This is a genomic window from Venatorbacter sp. C2-1, from assembly GCF_022832715.1.
Classification (GTDB): Bacteria; Pseudomonadota; Gammaproteobacteria; order Pseudomonadales; family Oceanobacteraceae; genus Venatoribacter; species Venatoribacter alkanivorans.
This window is the reverse complement of record NZ_CP094879.1, coordinates 3821556-3842125: the sequence shown is the minus strand read 5'-3', so window position 1 is coordinate 3842125 and position 20570 is coordinate 3821556. Positions and strand designations below refer to the sequence as shown.

The 20570-nt window shown below is 54.0% G+C and carries 21 protein-coding genes; 17 read left to right on the top strand and 4 right to left on the bottom strand.

Going from position 1 to position 20570, the window contains the following annotated elements:
- Window positions 1-70 precede the first annotated feature (70 nt).
- Both MT343_RS17200 and MT343_RS17195 read right to left on the bottom strand, forming a co-directional pair.
- Window positions 71-3844 carry a DUF1631 family protein gene (locus MT343_RS17200; RefSeq protein WP_145466694.1) on the bottom strand — a complete coding sequence of 1258 codons (3774 nt, stop codon included), beginning with the start codon at window positions 3842-3844 and terminating at the stop codon, window positions 71-73.
- A gap of 277 nt (window positions 3845-4121) precedes the next feature.
- Window positions 4122-5504, bottom strand: a complete 1383-nt coding sequence (locus tag MT343_RS17195; protein ID WP_145466693.1) for a sigma-54 interaction domain-containing protein — start codon at window positions 5502-5504, stop codon at window positions 4122-4124.
- A gap of 316 nt (window positions 5505-5820) precedes the next feature.
- Here MT343_RS17195 and cydP point away from each other — a divergent pair, with 316 nt between their 5' ends.
- From cydP to MT343_RS17150, 9 genes are all read left to right on the top strand, one after another.
- Window positions 5821-6018 carry a cytochrome oxidase putative small subunit CydP gene (cydP, locus tag MT343_RS17190; protein ID WP_145466692.1) on the top strand — a complete coding sequence of 66 codons (198 nt, stop codon included), beginning with the start codon at window positions 5821-5823 and terminating at the stop codon, window positions 6016-6018.
- Entirely contained in the window at window positions 6015-7619 is a 1605-nt protein-coding gene (locus tag MT343_RS17185; RefSeq protein WP_145466691.1) for a cytochrome ubiquinol oxidase subunit I, read from the top strand. Before cydP ends, MT343_RS17185 begins: the two co-directional genes overlap by 4 nt.
- Window positions 7620-7629: 10 nt before the next feature.
- A complete protein-coding gene (gene cydB / locus MT343_RS17180; protein WP_145466690.1) occupies window positions 7630-8766 on the top strand; it encodes a cytochrome d ubiquinol oxidase subunit II in 1137 nt (378 codons plus the stop codon).
- A gap of 15 nt (window positions 8767-8781) precedes the next feature.
- Window positions 8782-8898, top strand: coding sequence for a cytochrome bd-I oxidase subunit CydX (gene cydX / locus MT343_RS17175; protein ID WP_145466689.1), 117 nt, complete (start codon window positions 8782-8784; stop codon window positions 8896-8898).
- A gap of 3 nt (window positions 8899-8901) precedes the next feature.
- Window positions 8902-9198 carry a cyd operon YbgE family protein gene (locus tag MT343_RS17170; RefSeq protein WP_145466688.1) on the top strand — a complete coding sequence of 99 codons (297 nt, stop codon included), beginning with the start codon at window positions 8902-8904 and terminating at the stop codon, window positions 9196-9198.
- Window positions 9199-9278: 80 nt separating this feature from the next.
- On the top strand, window positions 9279-9659 hold the full coding sequence (locus tag MT343_RS17165; protein WP_145466687.1) for a rhodanese-like domain-containing protein: 381 nt from the start codon (window positions 9279-9281) through the stop codon (window positions 9657-9659).
- Window positions 9660-9672: 13 nt separating this feature from the next.
- Window positions 9673-10236 carry a Tll0287-like domain-containing protein gene (locus tag MT343_RS17160; RefSeq protein WP_243989426.1) on the top strand — a complete coding sequence of 188 codons (564 nt, stop codon included), beginning with the start codon at window positions 9673-9675 and terminating at the stop codon, window positions 10234-10236.
- Between the two features lies 1 nt (window position 10237).
- Window positions 10238-10675, top strand: a complete 438-nt coding sequence (locus MT343_RS17155; protein WP_186435786.1) for an OsmC family protein — start codon at window positions 10238-10240, stop codon at window positions 10673-10675.
- 128 nt (window positions 10676-10803) lie between these two features.
- Window positions 10804-11646, top strand: a complete 843-nt coding sequence (locus tag MT343_RS17150; protein ID WP_225693558.1) for a potassium channel family protein — start codon at window positions 10804-10806, stop codon at window positions 11644-11646.
- Here the strand turns inward: MT343_RS17150 and MT343_RS17145 are convergent.
- Entirely contained in the window at window positions 11643-11975 is a 333-nt protein-coding gene (locus MT343_RS17145; RefSeq protein ID WP_145466684.1) for a TraR/DksA family transcriptional regulator, read from the bottom strand. The genes MT343_RS17150 and MT343_RS17145 overlap by 4 nt on opposite strands.
- 141 nt (window positions 11976-12116) lie before the next feature.
- Between MT343_RS17145 and MT343_RS17140 the strand changes: the two genes are divergently transcribed.
- Complete coding sequence (locus MT343_RS17140; protein ID WP_145466683.1) at window positions 12117-13244, top strand: HD domain-containing phosphohydrolase; 1128 nt, start codon at window positions 12117-12119, stop codon at window positions 13242-13244.
- Between the two features lie 6 nt (window positions 13245-13250).
- Here MT343_RS17140 and MT343_RS17135 read toward each other — a convergent pair whose 3' ends face one another.
- Window positions 13251-13673 carry a CBS domain-containing protein gene (locus MT343_RS17135; RefSeq protein WP_145466682.1) on the bottom strand — a complete coding sequence of 141 codons (423 nt, stop codon included), beginning with the start codon at window positions 13671-13673 and terminating at the stop codon, window positions 13251-13253.
- A 123-nt stretch (window positions 13674-13796) separates the two neighbouring features.
- On the opposite strand from MT343_RS17135, the gene MT343_RS17130 reads away from it, so the two are divergent.
- The 7 genes from MT343_RS17130 (at window position 13797) to MT343_RS17100 (ending at window position 20569) form a co-directional block, all read left to right on the top strand.
- Window positions 13797-14078, top strand: coding sequence for a late competence development ComFB family protein (locus MT343_RS17130; protein WP_145466681.1), 282 nt, complete (start codon window positions 13797-13799; stop codon window positions 14076-14078).
- Between the two features lie 94 nt (window positions 14079-14172).
- Window positions 14173-14868, top strand: coding sequence for a response regulator transcription factor (locus MT343_RS17125; RefSeq protein ID WP_145466680.1), 696 nt, complete (start codon window positions 14173-14175; stop codon window positions 14866-14868).
- 3 nt (window positions 14869-14871) lie between these two features.
- Window positions 14872-16248 (top strand): sensor histidine kinase, encoded by a 1377-nt coding sequence (locus tag MT343_RS17120; protein WP_145466679.1) that lies wholly within the window; start codon window positions 14872-14874, stop codon window positions 16246-16248.
- Window positions 16249-16410: 162 nt separating this feature from the next.
- Window positions 16411-16671: a DUF3106 domain-containing protein gene (locus tag MT343_RS17115; protein WP_243989425.1), complete on the top strand. Its 261-nt coding sequence runs from the start codon at window positions 16411-16413 to the stop codon at window positions 16669-16671.
- 99 nt (window positions 16672-16770) lie between these two features.
- Window positions 16771-17805: an NAD(P)H-dependent flavin oxidoreductase gene (locus MT343_RS17110; RefSeq protein WP_145466677.1), complete on the top strand. Its 1035-nt coding sequence runs from the start codon at window positions 16771-16773 to the stop codon at window positions 17803-17805.
- 6 nt (window positions 17806-17811) lie between these two features.
- On the top strand, window positions 17812-19362 hold the full coding sequence (locus tag MT343_RS17105) for a GGDEF domain-containing protein (RefSeq protein WP_145466676.1): 1551 nt from the start codon (window positions 17812-17814) through the stop codon (window positions 19360-19362).
- Between the two features lie 265 nt (window positions 19363-19627).
- Window positions 19628-20569: a lipase family alpha/beta hydrolase gene (locus MT343_RS17100; protein WP_145466675.1), complete on the top strand. Its 942-nt coding sequence runs from the start codon at window positions 19628-19630 to the stop codon at window positions 20567-20569.
- The last annotated feature ends 1 nt before the right edge of the window (window position 20570 follow it).

Here is a 20570-nt window from a genome sequence, read left to right as displayed (position 1 = left end):
AGGAGCGCGGATTGTACACTGGTTATCCTTGCGGTTTCATTACCTGCTCAGGCCATAAACCCCGGGTGTGTCAGCCAAGCTTCTCCAGCGGCTGATATTCAGCGGGTGCGCCGACGACAAAGTCGATACCAATGGAACGCAGAATTTCCCAGACGTTATTGTTGGCGCTGTATTCGGCGATGGTTTTTTTGGCCATAAAATGGGTGATTTCCTGGATGGATTTCACCAGCGCATAATCGGCTGAACTGGTATGCAGCCCGTCAATAAAGCTGTGATCGATCTTCACATAGTCAACCGGCAGGGCTTTGAGGTATTCGAATGACGATTGTCCGGTACCGAAATCCGACAGCACAAACTGGCAGCCGAGACTGCGCATTTCATGCATAAAGTCGGCGGCATCTTCCAGATTGCGGATAGCGGATGTCTCGTTCAGCTCAAAACAGAGTTTCTTCACCGGAACATCTTTTTCACGCGCCTGCTCAAAAATATAGGCCAGCAGGCTTTCATCATTGATGGCATGACCCGACAGGCGCAGCACAAAACGGCTGATACTCTGGGCGGCATTGGGGTGATCATGCAGCCACTGCACCAGTTGCTCCAGCGTCCAGCGGTCGAGCATATACATACGGTTGTAGTTTTCAGCAGCCTGCAGATATTCCAGTGGCGGAATCTGAGCACCATTTTTATCCCGGATGCTGATAATGATTTCGTACTGACGGGTTCCTTTGTGGCGTTCCTGAATGGCGGTGATCGGTACGCACAGCACCTGTAACTGGTTGTTGGCCAGCGCCTGATTGAGTTTGTTGCCCCAGGCCATAAACTCATCGTGACGCAGGCGGCCGGCGTCATCGAATTCGTACTGAACGATACGTGAGCCACCTTTTTCTTTGGCAATCAGGCAGGCAGATTCGGCCTGCTCAACCAGATCGGATGCGTCGGTGATATCGGCATTCATGGCGGCCAGGCCGACACTGATATGAATATGGAAACTGTCTGAGCCACTGCTGATGGCAGTGCCTTCTATATTTTTCTTCAGTAGTTTGATGCTGGCTTCGGCCTGCTCCATATCCGCGTGATTGAGCAGTACGGCAAACTCGTTACTGCCGATACGGGCGCACAACGCGTCTTTGCACTCTTCTTCCAGCATGGTCGCTACGGCCTGCAGGCAGGTATCCCCGCCATCGACGCCGTAGTTTTTGTTGATCAGTTTGAACTGGTCGATATCGATCATGGCCAGAGTGCAGGGTGCCGGGTTGCGCAGGCTGGCCTGGAAGCGTTCCTGTAACTGACGCAGGAAATGCTGACGATTGGTGAGGCCGGTAAGAGCGTCGATATTGGCCTGCTCAGACAGATCGCGGTAAATCTGTTGCACCAGTTTATCAACGCCCTGATCGACCGCTGATTCGTCCTGTTCGTACATCCGTTTCACCCGGCCTTCATCAAAGGCGCGGGCCAGTTCGGCCAGCGTGAAGTCGATCACTTTCATACCGCTGTGATTAACACAGGCAAACTTGGACGCATCCTGCGCAATCCACACCACAGACACCGCCTGATCCTGTTCCACCAGTAACAGCCAGTCGCCAATCTGCAGATTCATGGCGCGGCGCACACCGCGACCTTCGGGCACCACTTCGGCGGGCTTGGCGACGAAGGTTGGCAGGTCGATGGCTTCACGGATTTCGCCCTGATTCAGATGGCTTTCGGCGGCGGCCATAATTTCGTCGTACCAGCGCTGGTGCTCCGGCAGGCTGCCATTCAGCCGATCAAGCTCGGCGCGGGCCAGCTCCATCATCGGCTGAAAGCGCTGTAGTAATTCCCGCCGGCCACTGTTGTCGGGATTAAACAGCGCAAGCACCTGACGGTAGAGCTTAACCGCACCTTTAAAGCGCTTGCTGTCCGGACCTTCGCGCAACAGCAGCAATGCCAGTATCTGTTGCCAGCCCTGCTGCAGCCATTCAACGACACAGGATGGCAGCGTCCGGTCGGAGCTGTCTTTACCGACCAGATGTTCAATCTGGCGGCGGACCTTCTGTAATTTATGCTCGCCCTCAGCAGCCTGAGCGACGCGTTCGGCATTTTGCCGGGCTTTGCGTTCTGCGCCGCTGACCAGCCCCTGCAGGCTTTCGAGTAATTCGTCGAGTGAGCTTTCATCATTGCTGATGTTGTGCACAACCGGGTCAACCAGGCTTTGCAGACGGGCTGTTATCTGAGCTTCGCCGCTGGTGGTGAGCTGACCCAGCTTGGCCAGTTGGTTCAGTACCTGCCGGCCGGGATGGTCAGGGTTGAACAGCAGGCTGGCGTCTTTCAGCATCAGCTGCAGTAATGGCCAGCCCAGACGTTCAATAAAGGGTTTGATAAATTCGGCAACCTGATCGCTCGACAGCAGGTGCTGGGTGACGTGTTCCAGTGTGTCGATGGCGTCACGGGATTCGGCTGGCAGGCTGACGTCTTTCTCGGCCAGGGCTTTTTCAACGTGCTCGCGTACATGTCCCTGAGCCAGGCTCTGCTGCTGGGCGACATGGTTCAGAACATTGCTGATCAGTTCAGGCTCCGCTGCCGGTAAGGCATCCTGTGCCAGAGCCGCCTGTTCAAAGCGCTGGTAGCGCAATTGCAGCAGATTCTGAATATTGGAATAGGCCTGGCGGGCTTCTTCCTGGTGGCGCTGGAAGTTCTGCAGGGTCTGTTCGTTATAGTGAGCCGGCTGCATATTACGCGCAGCTGGACCTGAGCCAGCGGAGCTACTGATGGGAGAGATATTTCCTGCGCCGCTGTTACTGGAACCGCTGTTGTTACCAGAACCGTTGTTACCGGAGCCGTTGTTGCCGGAACCACTTCCTCCGCCGTTATTCTGGTTCTGTTGCGGGGAGTTTTCCTGCTTTTCCGGAGTGGGTCTCCGGTAGCGGAAGGTCAGTGGAATATCGATCTGTTTAACCAGATTCTGATACGTGGTTTGCAGGTTGCCACCGGCAATCTGTTCAAAGGTTTCAAAGGCCAGTGCCCGTGCTTCCTGTGGCAGCTGCAGTTTTTCCAGCGCATCGCGGAAGGCTTCGGTAACCGTGCCCGGGCCAATCGGGTTAAAGCAGTTTTCGATACTGGCGTCGGACAGTGTGTCGAGCAGCTGACGCAGCTCGAAGGTCATGTGGGCCAGTCGTGACTGCAGGTGGGAGGAGGTTACTTTGGCCAGTAACCAGTCTTCAAATTCTGCCTGCTGTACCAGCGACAGGCGCATATCGCCACTGGCCTGCTGATTTTCGGCGCTGTATTCCGGCTTGCCTTCGGACCAGAGTTCAAGCTGACGTTTCAGGTTCTGGGTAAATTTCTGATGCAGTGCCGCAGCTTTGTCTTTCGACTGTTTTTCCAGTCGCAGCCACTGTTGCTGCTCAGTGGTGTTGCGCGCCATGTTGGCTTTGGTAAAGGTGCCTTCAAGAAATTCCGGCAGCCAGAGTTTGGGCAGGCGGTCTATCAGGGCGTTGGCTTCCTGATGGAACAGCTCCAGATATTTTTTGCGCTGCTCGGGGCTGAGCTTCTTTACATTGCGGTGATTCTGGTTGAACTCCTGCAGCTGCAGAAACAGACGGTCGTCTGCTTGATGCAGGCGTACTCCGGCGTGCTGCTCGTTACAGAATACCCATTCTACTTTGACATTGGTTTTTTGCTGATCCAGTGACAGCTCCAGTGTCAGGGTGCCATTGGTATTCTGTGGCTGGCCGTGTGGCCAGAGCAGGTGCATGCCGCTTTGCGAATAGTCCAGTACCTGACAGTCGAGCTCGGTGCCATCGGCAAATAACAGGCGTGCGTTAACGTAGGTGGAAAATCGCGGGTGTTCTCTCAGTTCGACAGCCATGTTTCAGTCCATTTATGCGGGGCAGCTTGAGCTGACCCCGGTTTTGGAGCCCGGATTATCAGTATAGTCCGTCGCTCCATCCCTTCCTGTTCTGTGCAGTAATGCTGTTATATCCCGGCATTACCTGCGTTCGGGCGCACGAATACCAGCCAGTGCAGTGGCAGTATAGGGGGCCGGCAGGAATATATCTGTAAACGCATATTTTATCTGAATCCATGGCTGCGCCTACTGTTATTACGGCCAAAGTATCAGAAGGTTACGGCGTACAGACACCCGTTTAATCGCTGTCAGCAGACCCCGTATTGCGGTGATTATCTGCCCGCGCCTGCTTCAGTTTGCGGTACAGCGTGCGTTCACTGATGCCCAGTTTGTGAGCCAGTCTGGCATTGTCTCCCGGGTGACGGGCGGCCAGTTGGGTAAGATAAGCGCTCTCGAGCTGATCCAGTGGCATGATATCCGGCAGGCCATTGTGGGCAATCAGGGCTGCAGGATTGTTATCTGCAGCATGCTGATGCTGGCTGAACTGGTGCAGATTCAGGCGCAGGTGTTCGGGTTCAATCTGTGAGCCGTCACACAGCAGGATGGCGCGCTCTATGCGGTTGCGCAGCTCGCGGATATTGCCGGGAAAATCCTGCTGTATCAGCCAGTCGCAGGCTTCTTCTGAAAGCTGCAGAACACGGTGCTGGCTGAGTTGCTGCAACAGGTGAGTTGCCAGTGGAATGATGTCTTCCGGCCGCTCGCGCAGGGAGGGCAAAACCACGGGGAAAGGGCTGATGCGGTAATACAGATCCTGGCGGAAGGTGCCGGCGGCAACCATATCACCCAGTTGGCGGTGAGTAGCGCAAATCAGACGGAAATCGGCATGGCGCGGCGTAATACTGCCCACCGGACGGTAACTGCCGGATTCGATCAGACGCAATAACTTAACCTGCATTGGCAGCGGAATATCGCCGATTTCATCCAGAAATAACGTGCCACCACGGGCTGCTTCTACCAGTCCGGGTTTGCGGTGAGTGGCGCCGGTAAAAGCGCCTTTTTCGTGCCCGAATAATTCACTTTCAAACAGGCTTTCAGTCAGTCCTGAGCATTCTACGGTAACAAAGGGGCTGTTACGCCGCGGACTGTGACCGTGCAGATATTGTGCGGCCAGTTCTTTACCGGTGCCGGATTCGCCCAGCAGCAGGACGCTGATATCGCTGGCGGATGCACGACTGAGCAGTTCCAGCATCTGGGTATAAGCTGGGCTGTAACCAACCATCTGTTGTTCAAACGGGCAGTCGCCATGCTGCACCGGATTCATAATTTCTACGAAGAAGCGGATTTCGCCCTGCTCATCACGGATCGGGCTGATTTCAACATCCACATGCTCACGTCCGCGGGCCGTGTTGTGAATATGCAGAATGCGCTGACGCTGGCCACTTTCGAAGCACTGACGCAGCGGGCAGGTTTCACCAGCCTGATCGCAGGGCACCTTGTAGCCATGGGATACGTCATAGCAGTGTCGGCCGACCACATCATCATTACCGGCGAATGTGTGGCGATAGGCTTCGTTGGCAGCACAGATTTCATAATCCGGACTGAGCAGTACGGCAGGTGCGGCAATGGCATCCAGCAAAGAAGAGATGGCAGGCAGAGAGCGGTAATGTGGATTGCTGAACATAACATGACGCCTGTGGCAGGTGGTGTGTCAAATCTGGCAGTCCGTCAGTAATTTGTAAAGCATTGCCTGGGATTTATCCTGCGGTGCGGGCCTTTTAGCACGTTTATCCGGATTGGCCTGCTCCTTGCTCTGCTCTGTGCCGCCCGGCGCGGCATATGGATAGTCAGCATCCCTGCGACAAAGCATCGCAGTGCTGCTACTGATATATTGCTTTATGCTGATGAAGTTATTTTGGCGTTTTATGTTTCTGTCGCGCTGCAGAGGGTCTGCCGGCCATTGCCGGCCTACGGTGTGTCACTTTTGCAAGAGAACGTTTATGGCAAAAAAATCCCTGTTTTCTGTACCTCTGGTGCGCGAGCTGATGGTCGTTCTGCTGATCAAGCTGGTGTTGATTTTTGCCATCCGCATTTTCTGGTTTTCTGACCCTGTGGACATGACCAATCCGCAGGATGCTGTTTCGCAACAATTCGGTCTTTCAACTATTACCCCCTCGCAATCGGAGGATCAGCAATGATCAGTGAGAGTCTCGTCGATTTATCGCGGCTGCAGTTTGCTATCACCGCGCTTTATCACTTTTTGTTTGTACCATTAACGCTGGGTCTGTCATTTATTCTGGCGATTATGGAATCTGCTTTCGTGATGACCGGTAAACAGGTCTATCAGGATATGGTGAAATTCTGGGGCAAGTTATTTGGTATTAACTTTGCCCTTGGTGTAACCACGGGCCTGACCATGGAATTCCAGTTCGGTACGAACTGGGCGTATTACTCGCATTATGTCGGTGACATCTTCGGTGCACCGCTGGCGATTGAAGGCCTGATGGCGTTCTTCCTCGAATCGACCTTTATTGGTTTATTCTTTTTTGGCTGGGACCGCCTGACCCGCGTACAACATTTAATGGTGACCTGGCTGGTGGCGATTGGCTCCAATATGTCGGCGCTGTGGATTCTTATTGCCAATGGCTGGATGCAGAATCCGGTGGGGGCAGAATTTAATTACGAAACCATGCGCATGGAAATGACTGACTTTGCTGAGGTGATTTTTAACCCGGTAGCGCAGGTTAAATTTGTACATACCGTATCTGCCGGTTATGTCACCGGGGCGATGTTTGTGCTGGCAATTTCAGCGTATTACATGCTGAAAAAACGTGACCTTCCTTTTGCCCGCCGCTCGTTTGCCATTGCCGCAAGCTTCGGTTTTGCCTCTATTATCAGTGTGATTATTCTCGGCGATGAATCCGGTTACGAAATTGGTGATGTGCAGAAAACCAAACTGGCGGCGATTGAAGCCGAATGGCATACCCAGGAACCACCGGCAGATTTCACCCTGATTGGCTTCCCGAATCAGGAAACCATGGAAACCGATTACGCGGTTAAAATTCCGGGCGCACTGGGGTTAATTGCTACCCGTTCGGTGGATGAAGAAATTGTCGGTATTAAAGATCTTCTGAAGGAACACGAGCTGCGCATTCGTCGTGGTATCGAAGCTTATGCTTTGCTTGAAAAAATGCGTCATGGCGATAAGTCCGATCCGACGGTTGCAGCCTTTGATGCATTGAAAGACGATCTTGGTTATGGCCTGTTGCTGAAGAAATACACCAACAATGTGGTCGATGCCACCGAAGAACAAATCAAGCAGGCGGCACAGGATACCATTCCGAAAGTAGCGCCTATGTTCTGGGCATTCCGTCTTATGGTTGGCCTTGGCTTCCTGATGCTGATTCTGATTTCACTATCGTTCTACTACAGCACACAGCACAACGTAGAAACCAAAACCTGGTTGTTAAAAGCCCTGATTATTTCGTTGCCGGCGCCGTGGATTGCCTGTGAAGTCGGCTGGTTTGTCGCTGAATTCGGTCGCCAGCCATGGTCGATTGCCGAAGTGTTACCAACGCATTTATCTGTATCAACCCGTTCGGTGGAAGATCTGTATATGAGTCTGGCAGGGTTTATCGGTTTTTATACGCTGCTGTTAATTGTCGAAATGTACCTGATGATCCGCTTTGCCCGACTGGGGCCATCCAGTCTGCATACCGGACGTTATCATTTTGAACAGAATCACGGTGCCGGTGCGGCTATCGCCCAGCCCCAGCAAGCTGTCGCCGATCAGGCATAAGGAGCAGAACATGGATTACGAAAGCCTTAAATTAATCTGGTGGGTATTAATTGGTGTGCTGCTGATTGGTTTTGCAGTGACCGACGGTTTCGATATGGGCGTAGGTGCCTTGTTACGTGTGCTCGGTAAAACTGACAGCGAGCGCCGCGTGATGCTGAATACCATTGGCCCGCACTGGGATGGTAATCAGGTGTGGTTTATTACCGCCGGTGGTGCCATTTTTGCGGCCTGGCCGGTGGTGTATGCCGTCGCATTTTCCGGTTTTTACTGGGCGCTGTTGCTGGTGTTATTTGCGCTGTTTTTCCGTCCGGTGGGTTTTGAGTACCGCTCGAAAATGGAAGATCCGCGCTGGCGCAGTGCCTGGGACTGGGGCCTGACCATTGGCGGCGCGGTTCCGGCACTGGTGTTTGGTGTGGCCTTCGGCAATTTATTCCTCGGCGTGCCATTTACTCTGGATGAATTTATGCGCTCCACCTATACCGGTTCATTCTGGGCGCTGCTGAATCCGTTTGCGCTGGTGGCCGGTCTGGTCAGTCTTGGTATGCTGGCCATGCACGGTGCAACCTATCTGCAGATGCGTACCGATGGTGACCTGCACGAGCGCGCGCGGAAAATCTCCATGCTGCTGGCGATTATCGTTGCCGTACTTTTTGCCACGGCTGGCATCTGGATTTATGCGGGAATCGACGGGCTGGTGATTACCAGTACGATTAATACTGCCGCGGCCATGACGCCACTGGATAAAACCGTAGACGTCGCAGCGGGTGGCTGGCTGGAAAATTATTCCCGTTATCCGCTCATGATCAGCGCACCGGTAATCGCTTTTACTGGCCTGTTAATTACCGTGCTGATGTCAGCTGCTAACCGTGGTGCTCTGGCCTTTATCGGCAGCTCGCTGGCGGTGACCGGTATTATCTGTACCGCAGGGTTCAGCCTGTTTCCGTTCATTATGCCATCAAGCCTGGACCCTTCGTTCAGCCTGACGGTATGGGATGTGGTTTCCAGTCAGAAAACGCTGGGCATTATGTTCTGGGTGGCGATGTTCTTTGTACCGATTATTCTGCTCTATACCACCTGGGGCTATTACAAAATGCGCGGTCGTTTGACCACGGCTTTTATTGAAGACAATAAATACAGCACTTACTGAGAAAGGAGACGATTTATGTGGTATTTCGCCTGGATTTTAGGGGTGTTGCTGGCCTGTTCTTTTGGTCTGATTAACGCCATGTGGCTGGAAATGAACGAAAACTTTGACCGCGATGCGGATCTGAAAGAGTAAGCCATGAACGCACCGGTGGATTACAAAGCTTACGGCCCGCTGTATGCGGGCTGGGCCCGGGCATTGTCATTACTGGCCGCGCTCGGTTTATCGGGATTATTGCTGGCGGTGCCGCATGTGGTTGCCAGCGAAACCATGAATATTGACCATGGCCTGCTGTCGCTGTGCCTGTGGGGCATCAGCGCTGGTTTTGTGCATGGTGTTGGCTATGTGCCGGAAATGAAAATCTGGCGCCTGGTGTTCAGCCCTTATATCGGCTGGCCACTGATGCTGGTTTGTGGCTGGTGGTGGATCGTCTGACAGCTGTTGTCTGAGTGTCGGGGCTGCCATACCGGCTGTATTTCTGTATGCTTATTCGGAAATGTAAAAGGAGAACTGACATGGCATTAAGCAAAGACGATTTATTGGCCGAAGCCCGCTCTGCGGTGAATCCTGTTGATGCCGCCGCCGCTGAGGCGTTGCTGGCGAACGGCGCAGTGGTACTCGATGTACGTGAGCCGGCGGAGTTTGATATGGGCCACCTGCCGGGTGCGGTTAACGTCCCGCGCGGTGTGCTGGAATTCCGTGTGGGTGATCACCCGGCGCTGACCAATCCCCAGGCCGAGATTCTGCTGTATTGTAAAAATGGCGGCCGCAGCACACTGGCAGCCTACACCCTGAAACGCATGGGGTTTGAGCAGGTGAAAATGCTGGTGGGTGGCTTCGATGGCTGGAGCGGCACCGTGCATAAAGTGGAAGTTGACCCAAGCGTGTATCGCTGAGGAGTTGCAGGCCATGGGAATGTTAAAACGCAGTGTGTTGCTGACGGCAATGCTTGGTCTGGCGCCGGTGTGGGTGGTGGCTGCCGATAATACTCAGCTGACTCAGGAAGCCCGGCAACAGACCAAAGCCTTTGCTCAGGCATTGCAGAAAACCCTGAAGCAGGGGATTCAGGCGAGCGGCCCTGAAGCGGCGATTCAGCTGTGCAATACCGAAGCTCCGGCCATTGCCGCCGGGCTGAGCCAGAATGGCTGGCAGGTGGCGCGCACCTCAACAAAAATCCGCAACCCGGATAATGTTGCCGATGATTGGGAACTGCAGACGCTGGAAGATTTTTCCCGCCGGCTGCAGGCCGGTGAAGACCCGGCGGGCATTGAAGCGACGACCGTTGCCGATGGCGAATTCCGTTATATGAAAGCCATTCCAACGGCGCCGCTGTGTCTGACCTGTCATGGCTCACAACTGGCACCGGCGGTAACCGCCAGGCTGGACGAGTTGTATCCTGCCGATCAGGCACGCGGCTTTAATGCCGGCGATCTGCGTGGTGCTTTCACTTTGCGTAAAACACTGGAGGAATAACGTGTCGGAACACCGTATTGATATTCGCTGGGAAAAACAGGGTGAGTTTTCCCATGAGGGATTTGAGCGCCGCCATAGTATTCAGTTTTTACCTCAGCTCAGTCTGACCGCAGGCGGGGCCGGTAACGATTTCGGTGCCGACCCTGAACAGATGCTGGCGGCGGCGATGGCCAGCTGCCATATGCAGACCTTTCTGGCACTGGCGGCGAAAAAGCGCCTGCAGGTGTTGTCGTATGACGATTCGGCGGTGGCGGAAATGGAGCAGCGCGACGATGGAAAGTTCTGGGTTGCCCGTATCCGTCTGAATCCGAAGGTGGTTTTCAGCGGCGATAAACAACCGGATGAAGCGGCGGTGATCGCCATGCACGATAAAGCACACCAGCATTGTTTTATTGCTAACTCCACTACCAGCGACGTTCAGGTTAACCCGCTGTTCTGAGTGCTGTAAGCGGCGCCGATTGCCTTTATGGGTGATCTGCGTCGCCTTTTACCGTTAAGATTCAGCTACTCTTTTACGTAACCAATGTTTATCAAGTGGTTTACCTGACGGTGCTGAACTGAGCTTTGATGATTCTCTCCTTTTCTAAAATGGTCGGCCTCTCCGGCGTTGATAACAACGAAAATGCCCGCGCCCGGCGCATTGGCCGTATGTTTGAATGGCCGATGATTCTGATCGCCTTCTGGATTGTATTCGAGTGGTATCTCGAAGCCCGCGCCGATGGCCCACTGCCGTACACCTACATTACCGACTGGTTTTTATGGACTTTCTTTTTGCTGGAAACCCTGGTGCTGACTGCGGTGGTGGACGATAAGGCGCGCTATTTACGTAATAACTGGAGCAATCTGGTGATTGTGATTGCCGGTATGCCGTTGCTCTGGCAGGCCTTTCCCCACGCCGGTGGCTTACGTGCACTGCGATTGCTGGCGATGTTCACCATGCTGATGAATATGTCCGGCTCGTTCCAGAAAATTATGGGAAGAAATCACCTCGGGCCGACCCTGATGGTGAGTTTTATCATCATCATTATGGCCGGCACCTTAATGGCGGTGATTGATCCCAATGTGCAGACACCGATGGATGGTATCTGGTGGGCCTGGGTAACGGTAACCACCGTGGGCTATGGTGATATTGTGCCGGGCAGCACCGCCGGGCGTTTATTCGGGTCGGTACTGATTCTGATGGGAATTGGTTTATTTTCGATGATGACCGCCAGCTTTTCTGCGTTTTTTATGCAGCAGGAAGAAGAAGACCTGATTGCCAAAGAAACGGCGAATGCTGACCGGCTGGCTAAAATGGAAAGCCGTATGGAGCAGCTGGAAACCAAACTGGATCAGCTGCTGACCATTGCCCTGGAAGCTGAGCAGCAACGCCGTGAACAGGGACGCGACCTGGATGGTGGCGAGCGTTAATCAGTCTGTTCTGCGCACTGGATACATTGGGTTGTGTAAGGAACGGCCTGCAGGCGCTTTTCGTCAATCGTATTTCCACATTCGCTGCATTCGCCATAAATTCCTGCATCCAGACGCGCCAGTGCCTGATTGATCATCGTGATCTCGTGTAAAGATTCACCGGCAATGGCATGCAGTACATCGTCATTTTCCCGCTCTACCGCTTGTTCGGCAAAATCTGCGGACAAAGGCTCATCGCGGTGACTGGCATCACGCTCAACCTTACTGGCGCGGTTTTCCAGCATGGCTTTACGCTGTGTTAACACTTGTCTGATGGCGCTGGTATCCATATCACTTTCCTTTGTTAGCTTTACTTCAGGCTAGGCCAGAGGAGGGTTTTTCTCCTTGATGTGCATCAGGAAGCTGGCAACTTCCTGCGCTGAGGGCGGATGGCTTAGCCTACACTGTGCCAAACGGCGGAGAGGCATGTTATGGAAGATCCACTCTATCTGAATGATCCCTATCAGGCTCTGGGACAGAAAATGCATTTTATGCAGCGACTGGAGCGTCTTTACCGGGTATTGCGCGAGCAGTATGAAGGCGTGCAGCGTTTTGCGCTGGTGCTGTACAACCCTGAAGATGGGCTGCTGTCGACTTTTGTTTATGAAAGCGATGACACCTCGCCGCTGTTAGGTTACAGCGTGCGGCTGGATGACGTGCCGTCACTGCAGGCTCTGGCCGATAAACCGGCTTTGCGGGTGGTTAATGACATGCGCTGCTTCCGTCATAAGAGTTTATCTGTTCATACCGCAGCGTTGTTGTCTCAGGGCTACCGGGCGAGCCTCACCATGCCGGTATTCCATGATGGTGCTTTGCTGGGATTTCTGTTTCTGAACTCACTGCAGCGGCATTATTTTTCTGAGCAGAAAATTGCCTACTGCAACCTGTGGGCGCATCTGGTTGGCCAGTTGCTGGTGCGCGAACATGATGCGGTTGCCCGTATGCAGGCGCTGGTAAAATTTGCCACCGACGTCAGCGGTCGCCGTTCGGTAGAAACCGATGCCCATGTGCGGCGCATGGCTGCCTATGCGCGCATGATTGCCCGCGCCCTGCAGAAAAAACTGCAGTTAAGCGATGCCTTTATCGAATATCTGGCGCTGTTTGCTCCTCTGCATGACATCGGTAAAATTGCCATCCCCGACAGTATTCTGCACAAAGCCGGCCCGCTGACGGCGGACGAATTCGAGCGAATGAAATCCCATGTGAAAGTCGGGCGCGATATTGTCGACCAGGCTCTGGAGCATTTTGCGCTCGGCGATATGGAGCACACCGAAATGCTGCGCAACATTGTTCAGTATCACCATGAAAAACTGAATGGCAGTGGTTATCTGGGGGCCGAAGGCGATGACGTACCGCTGGAAGCGCGGATTATTGCGGTGGCCGATATTCTTGATGCCTTGTTAAACCGGCGCAGCTACAAGGAAGCCTGGCCACAGGACAAAGTCTTCGCTGAATTACAGCAAATGGCGGCGCACAACGAGCTCGATCAGGCTTGTGTGGATGCCGTGTTAAAGCATCCACAACAGGTTGATGATATTCAGCGACGCTACCCGTCCTGAGTCTGCTCAGGACTGTTCCAGCAATTCAATCGCCAGACGGACAAAGTCTTTGGAGCTGAGCAGACCGATCAGATGATTTTCACTATCAGTAACCAGTAAGCAACCCTGACGGCTGTTGCGTAACTGCTGACCGGCGACGGTCAGTGGCATATCGGCCGGAATGGTTTGAACATCGGTATTAATGCAGGAGCTCAGTTTGGTTTGTGCCAGATACGTCTGCAGATTATGCGCGCCAAATTTATCGGTAATACGGAATGCTTCGGTTAAAAATTCTTTCTGACTGAGCAGGCCGAATATTTTCCCTTCTGCATCAACTACCGGAATGTGGCGAACCTGATGGCGCCCCATCGTTTGTTCAGCATCCTGCAGGGTATCGTCGGGCAGGTGAGTAAGCAGTTCGCGGGTCATCAGGTCGCTGACCAGTTTCATAGCATGTTCCTGTAAAAGTACGCCGGACGGAGCAGCCGCTACGGCGGTGTGGTTGTGTATTATTTATCAGTAAAGCAGGAAATAGCCGGAGTGCTATGCTGAAACTATTCAAAGGAGGGTGGTATGAGCATCAATAATCACATTCGTAATTACTATGAACAGCTGGTTGCCGAAGAGATCCTGCGTCGTTTACATGGCCAGTCGCCAGCGGTCAGCATCGAACATATGGCTGATATCGCCTGTGTTGCTCTTAACCGACTTCCTCCCCGCTATATCCGCTTTGAGGTGGATATGGCGTTTTTTATGACTCCGGATGAACTGGTGAAAACCAATAACAGTGTCACCGAGGCCGTCACGGAGGCTATCGCTTTCGTCGAAAAACACCGGCGTGAAGAAGACGAGTAGTGACCTTTTCTTTACATAATGTAAAGAAACACTCCAGCTGCTTGAAACTACAGCACTTTTTCTCCGACACTGGACCCCGGACCCGGGGGGACGTATGAATCTGTTATTAGTTGATGACGATCAGGAGCTGTGCGCATTACTGCGCCGCTACCTTGAGCGTGAATTATTTAAAGTGACAACGGTACACACCGCAGACGAAGGATTGAGTGAAGCACTGACCGGCAAATACCAGGCAGTGATTCTGGATATTATGCTGCCGGGTGGTAACGGCCTGGAGATTCTGCGCAGTATCCGTCAGCGCAGTGACCTGCCGGTTATTATGCTGACGGCCAAAGGGGACGAACTGGACCGTATCGAGGGGCTGGAAATCGGCGCCGATGATTATCTGCCCAAACCCTGTAACCCGCGTGAGTTATCCGCCCGCCTGCGTTCAGTCTTACGCCGTAATCGCTCCGCCGAAGTGGTATCTGCCAACATTGAGCTGGATGAGCTGGTGATTGATCTCGACCAGCATCAGGTATTGCGCAACAACGAAGCGGTCGAATTAACGGTGACGGAATTTAATATCCTCAGTGTGCTGGCCCGTGATGCCGGCAAAGTGGTGGAAAAGAACCGTCTGGCAGAGCAGTCCATGCAACGCTCTCTGACGCTGTTTGACCGCAGTCTGGATATGCATCTGAGCAATTTGCGTAAAAAACTCGGACCCAACCGTAACGGCGATGCCCGTATCCGTACCATTCGTGGCGTTGGCTACATGTACGCTCCGGAACAGGAGATGGCTCAGGCCTGATTCGTGCGCGGCATTTTTATCCGGATCTATCTCGCCTTCATGGTCACCAGTCTGGTGGCCACGCTGGTGACCCTGTTACTGGCAATGTATTACCGCCAGTGGTCGAACGACTCCGTTAACCTGATTGCGCCAACCGGCGGGTATATCTCCGCAGCTGAACTGATTCTGCAGCGTGGCGGTGAACCTCTGCTGCTCGAATGGCTGTTAACCTTCGAGCGTCATCCCAGTGTGAACGCTTATGTGTTTGATGATCAGGGCATCAGCCTGCTGCCCAATGTGCCGGCTGACGTGCTGGAATATGCCTTTGCCTCTGACTCTTATCAGGCGCGGGTTAACCCGCTTGGGCAAACTGAAATTCTGGTGAAAGCACCGCTGCAGAGTCATGACGGCCGGGTTTATCTGCTGGTGGTGGAATTCCTCCATCCGCTCGCGGTGTTTAACCTGCCGGCCTATCTCGGCTGGGGTTTTCTGGCATCGCTGCTGTTATTTGCCATTTGGGGTTTTGTGCTGTCGCGCTATATGGCGCGGCCATTACTGTCTTTACAGCGCAGTGTGCGCGCCTTTGCCGATGGCCAGTGGCCGGTGCGGATTGCGCCGAAGTTATTACTGCGGCGTGATGAAATCGGCGAGTTGGGGCGCGAATTCGGGCAGATGGCCGAGCGTCTGCAGCGCCTGATTTCCGATCAGCGCCAGCTGTTGCGCGATGTTTCCCATGAGCTGCGCTCGCCGCTTGCCCGCACTGCCGTGGCGCTGGAACTGGCGCGGCTGGATGCGCTACCGGAACAGGTGGAATATCTGGACCGTATTGAGCTGGAAACTCAGCGCCTGAACGAACTGATTGAAGACCTGCTGAGTATGGCCCGGCTTGAAACTGTGCAGGATTACAGCCACTGGCAAACGGTCGATTGTACTGCGTTGCTGCAGCAGGTCGCCGCTGATGCACGCTTTGAGCGACCACAGAATGTCTTGCAACTGAATGTGCCGGCAGATGCCGTCAGGGTGCAGGGTGATCCCCGCCTGCTGACATCGGCGGTTGAAAATATTGTCCGTAATGCATTGCTGCATACCGCAGCCGGTACATCGGTCGATATTGATCTGAGCAGCAGGGATGGCCAGATACAGATTGCGGTGCGTGATCATGGGCCCGGCGTGCCGGAGCATCTGCTGGCCGATTTATTAAGACCTTTTGTTCGCAGTGAACAGGCCCGCGAACGTAGCCCCGACAGCCTGAACAGTGGGCACCGCGGTTTTGGCCTGGGCCTGGCAATTGCTGATCGTGTTATCCGTCACCACGGTGGTGACCTGCGCCTGAGTAATCATGAGCAGGGTGGGTTGGTGGTTACTATCAGGCTCCGGCAGAGGTCAGCGGCAGATGGCTGAAATGGCACTTTACGTCCCTTTTACGCCTGCAGGGCTGGGTATTTGCGGCAGGCTGCCGTTAAAATCCATGAATTCTTGTTACGGGGTTTGTCTGTGAGGTTATCGGGCTTATTGTTATGTTGTTGCGTCTGGACGGCTCATGCCGCGCCTGATGTACACATATTGCCAGCAGAACCCGCCTCTGTTCAGCCTCCTGTGCAACATCCCGGACTGCAGCTGGAATGGAACAACAGCCGCCCGGAGCAGCGTCAGGCCCTCGATAATTTCTATCGCTCAATACAGAACATGCAGGTGCAGGAGCAGGCCATACAGCGTATGGAACGCCAGCAACGCATCGAACAGCTGCGCGGCATGTCGCCTGAGCAGCGTCAGCAACAATTCCTCAACTTCGTTCAGCAACAGCAGCTTGCCCCCGGGCGCTGATCCTCTTCTTTTCCCAATCTCTTTCCGGATTATCTGCGCAGGTCGCCAGTTGGCGGGTCAGGCATTAGAATGCGTGTTTTTATTTTTCCGGATCTGGTTATGAAAACGCGTATTACTGAACTGCTGGGCATTGAGCATCCATTGCTGCTGCCTGGTATGAGCTGGATTTCTACCCCTGAGCTGGTGGCCGCTGTCTCCAATGCCGGTGGCCTGGGAATTCTTGCCAGTGGTCCGCTGACGGTCGGTGAAACCCGTGCGGCTATTCAGCGTATCCGCGAACTGACAGATAGGCCTTTTGGTATCGGCGTTACCCTGCTGATGCCGGGCGCGAAAGAAAACGCCGAAGTCGCGCTGGAAGAAAAAGTACCGGTCATCAACTTCTCTCTGGGCAAAGGCGACTGGCTGGTTAAGCGCGCCCATGAATATGGCGGCAAGGTGATTGCTACCGTCGTCAGTGAAAAACATGCGCTGTCGGCTCAGTCGATTGGCGCCGATGCTTTGCTGGTTACCGGCCATGAAGCAGCGGCCCATGGTGGTGACGTTACCTCGCTGGTGCTGGTGCCTGCCATCGCGGCCAAAGTCAGTATTCCGGTAATTGCTACCGGTGGTTTTGCCGATGGTCGCGGCCTGCTGGCGGCGCTGGCGCTGGGTGCCGAGGCAGTAGCCATGGGCTCACGTTTTGCCACCAGTGCAGAAAGTCCGCTGCATCAGAAGACCAAAGAAGCCGTGGTTGCACGCAGCGAGCAGGACACTATCTATTCGAAAAACTTTGATGGTATTCCGGCGCGTGTAATGCGCACACCACGCTCGATCAAAGCGACCCGTAAACCGATGAATTTCCTGCTGGCCTGTTGGGAAGCGACGCGCGCTGCACGTATGGTCAAGCAGCCGGTATGGAAAGTGATGATTGGTATGCTGGCGATGATGGATAAGGTCAAGCTGCTGGCCTATTTCGGCGCCAGCGTGCCGCGTCTGAAAGCAGCAACCATTGACGGTGACCTGCAGCAGGGCGTGCAGTTTATCGGCCAGACTCAGGGCCTGATTCATGATATGCCGGGCGTTGAAGAGATCGTGCAGCGTGTGCTGCGTGAAGCTGAAGAAATCCATCAGCAGCAACAACGCTTCTGGCAGTGAGGATTTGTGCCGTTTCGTAACGAAGCTTCTACACTGAAGTCATTTCGTTACGTTACGGCATTTATGGTTAACTCCTTCTCCCGGGAACACAAGCGCCTGAAATACAGCTATGTGCTGTTTGCGGTACTCACCTCTCTGGCTTTACTGCTGTTGCTGCTGGCAGCCGGGCAGAGTGAGTGGCGCAGGCTGCAGCAGAAGTTCAGTGCTGACACTTCGGTGGTCAGTCAGTTTGTCCGTGAGAAAATGCTGCAGAATGAGACGCTGTTGCTGGCGTTATCGACCTACTTCTCCGGCACGCAATCGCCCGATATAAATGCAGTGCAGCGCTATGCCGCGACCATGCAGCAACGCTTTCCCCATGTCAGTATGTTTCAGTCAGCGCTGTATCTGCAGAACGGATCATCGCTGCAGGTCTTCCGCCAGATAATGCAGGAACAACAATTACCGGATAACGTTAAAAGCCTGCGCCGCGGACGGTATCTGGAAAGTATCAGCCCGTCGGAACATAAGGCTTTGCCGGTGATTATGGTTTTTCCGGATAACGCCGAAAGTCTGGTGGTGGGGCTGGATCTGTTTACGGTGGACTTTATTGCCCGTCGTCTTCCTGCGCAGCAGCAAAGCAGGATTACTCTGTCTGAGCCGTTTACCCTGCTTGATGAGAACCCGGTCGTGGTCATGATGCTGCCGGTCAGTAATGCACAGGGCATTACTTATCTGAGCCTGCTGGTGGTTGAAGTTTCCAACCTGCTGCCGCCGGAGCAATCTTATTACAGCCGGATGTCGTTCCGCCTGCAGGTCGCGCAGGATCAGGGAGATGCATTTCCGCTGTTGAGCCATGCGCTGCCATCTGCCGGCCTCGCGCTGGCACAATTACGCCAGCAGCAGACGCTGCCGTTTACCGGCTTTCAGCTGCTGGTGGAGTATGAGCGTCCGCTTGGCATAACCGATATTAACTGGGGCTGGCTGGTTTTGCTGGTGCTGGCTTGGCCGTTGTCATTACTGCTGTGCTGGCGGCTGTACCGGGTGCATCGTCGCCAGGCGGAAGGGTTGGAGTATCAGCATCAGCTGCTGTACCGCAAAGCCAATTACGATGAACTCACTGGTCTGCCCAATCGTTACCATTTTGAAGATTATGCCAGCCGGCTGCTCTCCAGTGCCGAGCGCAGCGGTACGCATCTGGCTATTCTGTTTATCGACCTTAACGGCTTTAAACGCATCAATGATGAGATGGGGCATGCCGCCGGAGATAGCGTGCTGGCTGCCGTAGGCGCGGCGCTGAACAAGCTGATACGCCGTGGCGATATGGCTGCCCGCCTTGGGGGAGATGAGTTTGTCGTACTCGTCGACCCGATTTCTGACAACGATCAGTTGAACAGCGTGATCGATAAGCTGCACAGGCTGATAGCCAATACCCACTACGAGCACAGCAAACGTTACCCTCTGTCAGCCAGCCTGGGCTGCGCTTTTACCGAGATTCATGGCTATGATCTGCGCAACCTGTTGCGGGTGGCGGATATGGCGATGTATCACGACAAACAGCATCCGCGGACAGTCTGACACTTTTCCCTTAACCTGACTTTCCTGACTGCTTTTGAGGGTGTCTGGAACGATAGAACAATTTTCTGGGCGCAATTTGTCTATGCTGGCCTTCTCCGTCTTCGACCATAGCCTCGGGTGTTGTGGCTGACCCGTCTTGCCCTACCGCTCTTGTGGTGCTGACCTACACTGAGTTCGCTTTTGCAGTATCAGGGAACCTTCCCGTTCAGCGCAGTACGGGCAGAAGTGCGGTTTCCAACAAAAATAACAAATTCAAGGAACGCTCATGCTAAGCAAAATACTCTCTGTGGCAGCACTGTCTGCCGTGCTGTTTTCGGCCCAGGTGTCGGCAATGTCGGCAACCCCGGAAAGTGGTTACACCGCCACCAAATACCCCATCGTTCTGACTCATGGCCTGTATGGCTTCGACAGTCTGCTGGGTGTTGATTACTGGTATAAAGTCCCGGAAACCCTGCAAAAGGATGGCGCGCGGGTGTTTGTCACCACCGTGTCTAACTCCAATTCACCGGAGATCCGCGGCGAACAGCTGATTCCGCAGATTGAGCAGATTCTGGCCATTACCGGTGCTGAAAAAGTTAACCTGATCGGTCACAGTCATGGTGGCCCGACCACCCGTTATGTGGCTTCTGTGCGCCCGGATCTGATTGCTTCGGTAACCACCATTGCGGGGGTTAACCGCGGTACTCCAGTGGCTGAAACCCTGAATGACTGGGCCAATGGTTCGACGGCGTTCGAAGGTTTGATCTCGGCACTGGGTAACGCTCTGGCGGAAACCATTAACTTCCTGTCCGGCGGTGATTACGACCAGGATATCCTGATGTCTATGCGTTCCATGACCTTTGCGGAAACCGCAGCCTTTAACCAGCAGCATCCGGGCGGCATTCCGACCACGGCCTGTGGTGAAGGGGACTATCAGTACAATGGAGTGCGCTATTACTCCTGGAGTGGTGCCAAGCCGCTGACCAACGTACTCGACCCGCTTGATCTGCTGACCGGTACGACCAGCCTGTTCTTCCCGGCGGGAGAGAAAAACGATGGTCTGGTGGGTTCCTGTTCCAGTCGTCTGGGGATGGTGATCCGTGATGATTTCCGCATGAACCATCTGGATGAAGTAAACCAGACTCTGGGTCTGCATGATCTGACTGAAACCGATCCGCTGACCGTTTTCCGTACTCACGCCAACCGTCTGAAAAGCATCGGGCTGTAAA

Coding starts and splice junctions, on each gene's coding strand:
- MT343_RS17200 (WP_145466694.1), bottom strand. CDS start 3,844: ATGGCTGTCGAACTGAGAGAACACCCGCGATTTTCCACCTACGTTAAC.
- cydX (WP_145466689.1), top strand. CDS start 8,782: ATGTGGTATTTCGCCTGGATTTTAGGGGTGTTGCTGGCCTGTTCTTTT.
- MT343_RS17145 (WP_145466684.1), bottom strand. CDS start 11,975: ATGGATACCAGCGCCATCAGACAAGTGTTAACACAGCGTAAAGCCATG.
- MT343_RS17185 (WP_145466691.1), top strand. CDS start 6,015: ATGATCAGTGAGAGTCTCGTCGATTTATCGCGGCTGCAGTTTGCTATC.
- MT343_RS17125 (WP_145466680.1), top strand. CDS start 14,173: ATGAATCTGTTATTAGTTGATGACGATCAGGAGCTGTGCGCATTACTG.
- MT343_RS17135 (WP_145466682.1), bottom strand. CDS start 13,673: ATGAAACTGGTCAGCGACCTGATGACCCGCGAACTGCTTACTCACCTG.
- MT343_RS17130 (WP_145466681.1), top strand. CDS start 13,797: ATGAGCATCAATAATCACATTCGTAATTACTATGAACAGCTGGTTGCC.
- cydB (WP_145466690.1), top strand. CDS start 7,630: ATGGATTACGAAAGCCTTAAATTAATCTGGTGGGTATTAATTGGTGTG.
- MT343_RS17170 (WP_145466688.1), top strand. CDS start 8,902: ATGAACGCACCGGTGGATTACAAAGCTTACGGCCCGCTGTATGCGGGC.
- MT343_RS17195 (WP_145466693.1), bottom strand. CDS start 5,504: ATGTTCAGCAATCCACATTACCGCTCTCTGCCTGCCATCTCTTCTTTG.
- MT343_RS17140 (WP_145466683.1), top strand. CDS start 12,117: ATGGAAGATCCACTCTATCTGAATGATCCCTATCAGGCTCTGGGACAG.
- MT343_RS17160 (WP_243989426.1), top strand. CDS start 9,673: ATGGGAATGTTAAAACGCAGTGTGTTGCTGACGGCAATGCTTGGTCTG.
- MT343_RS17165 (WP_145466687.1), top strand. CDS start 9,279: ATGGCATTAAGCAAAGACGATTTATTGGCCGAAGCCCGCTCTGCGGTG.
- MT343_RS17110 (WP_145466677.1), top strand. CDS start 16,771: ATGAAAACGCGTATTACTGAACTGCTGGGCATTGAGCATCCATTGCTG.
- cydP (WP_145466692.1), top strand. CDS start 5,821: ATGGCAAAAAAATCCCTGTTTTCTGTACCTCTGGTGCGCGAGCTGATG.
- MT343_RS17150 (WP_225693558.1), top strand. CDS start 10,804: ATGATTCTCTCCTTTTCTAAAATGGTCGGCCTCTCCGGCGTTGATAAC.
- MT343_RS17100 (WP_145466675.1), top strand. CDS start 19,628: ATGCTAAGCAAAATACTCTCTGTGGCAGCACTGTCTGCCGTGCTGTTT.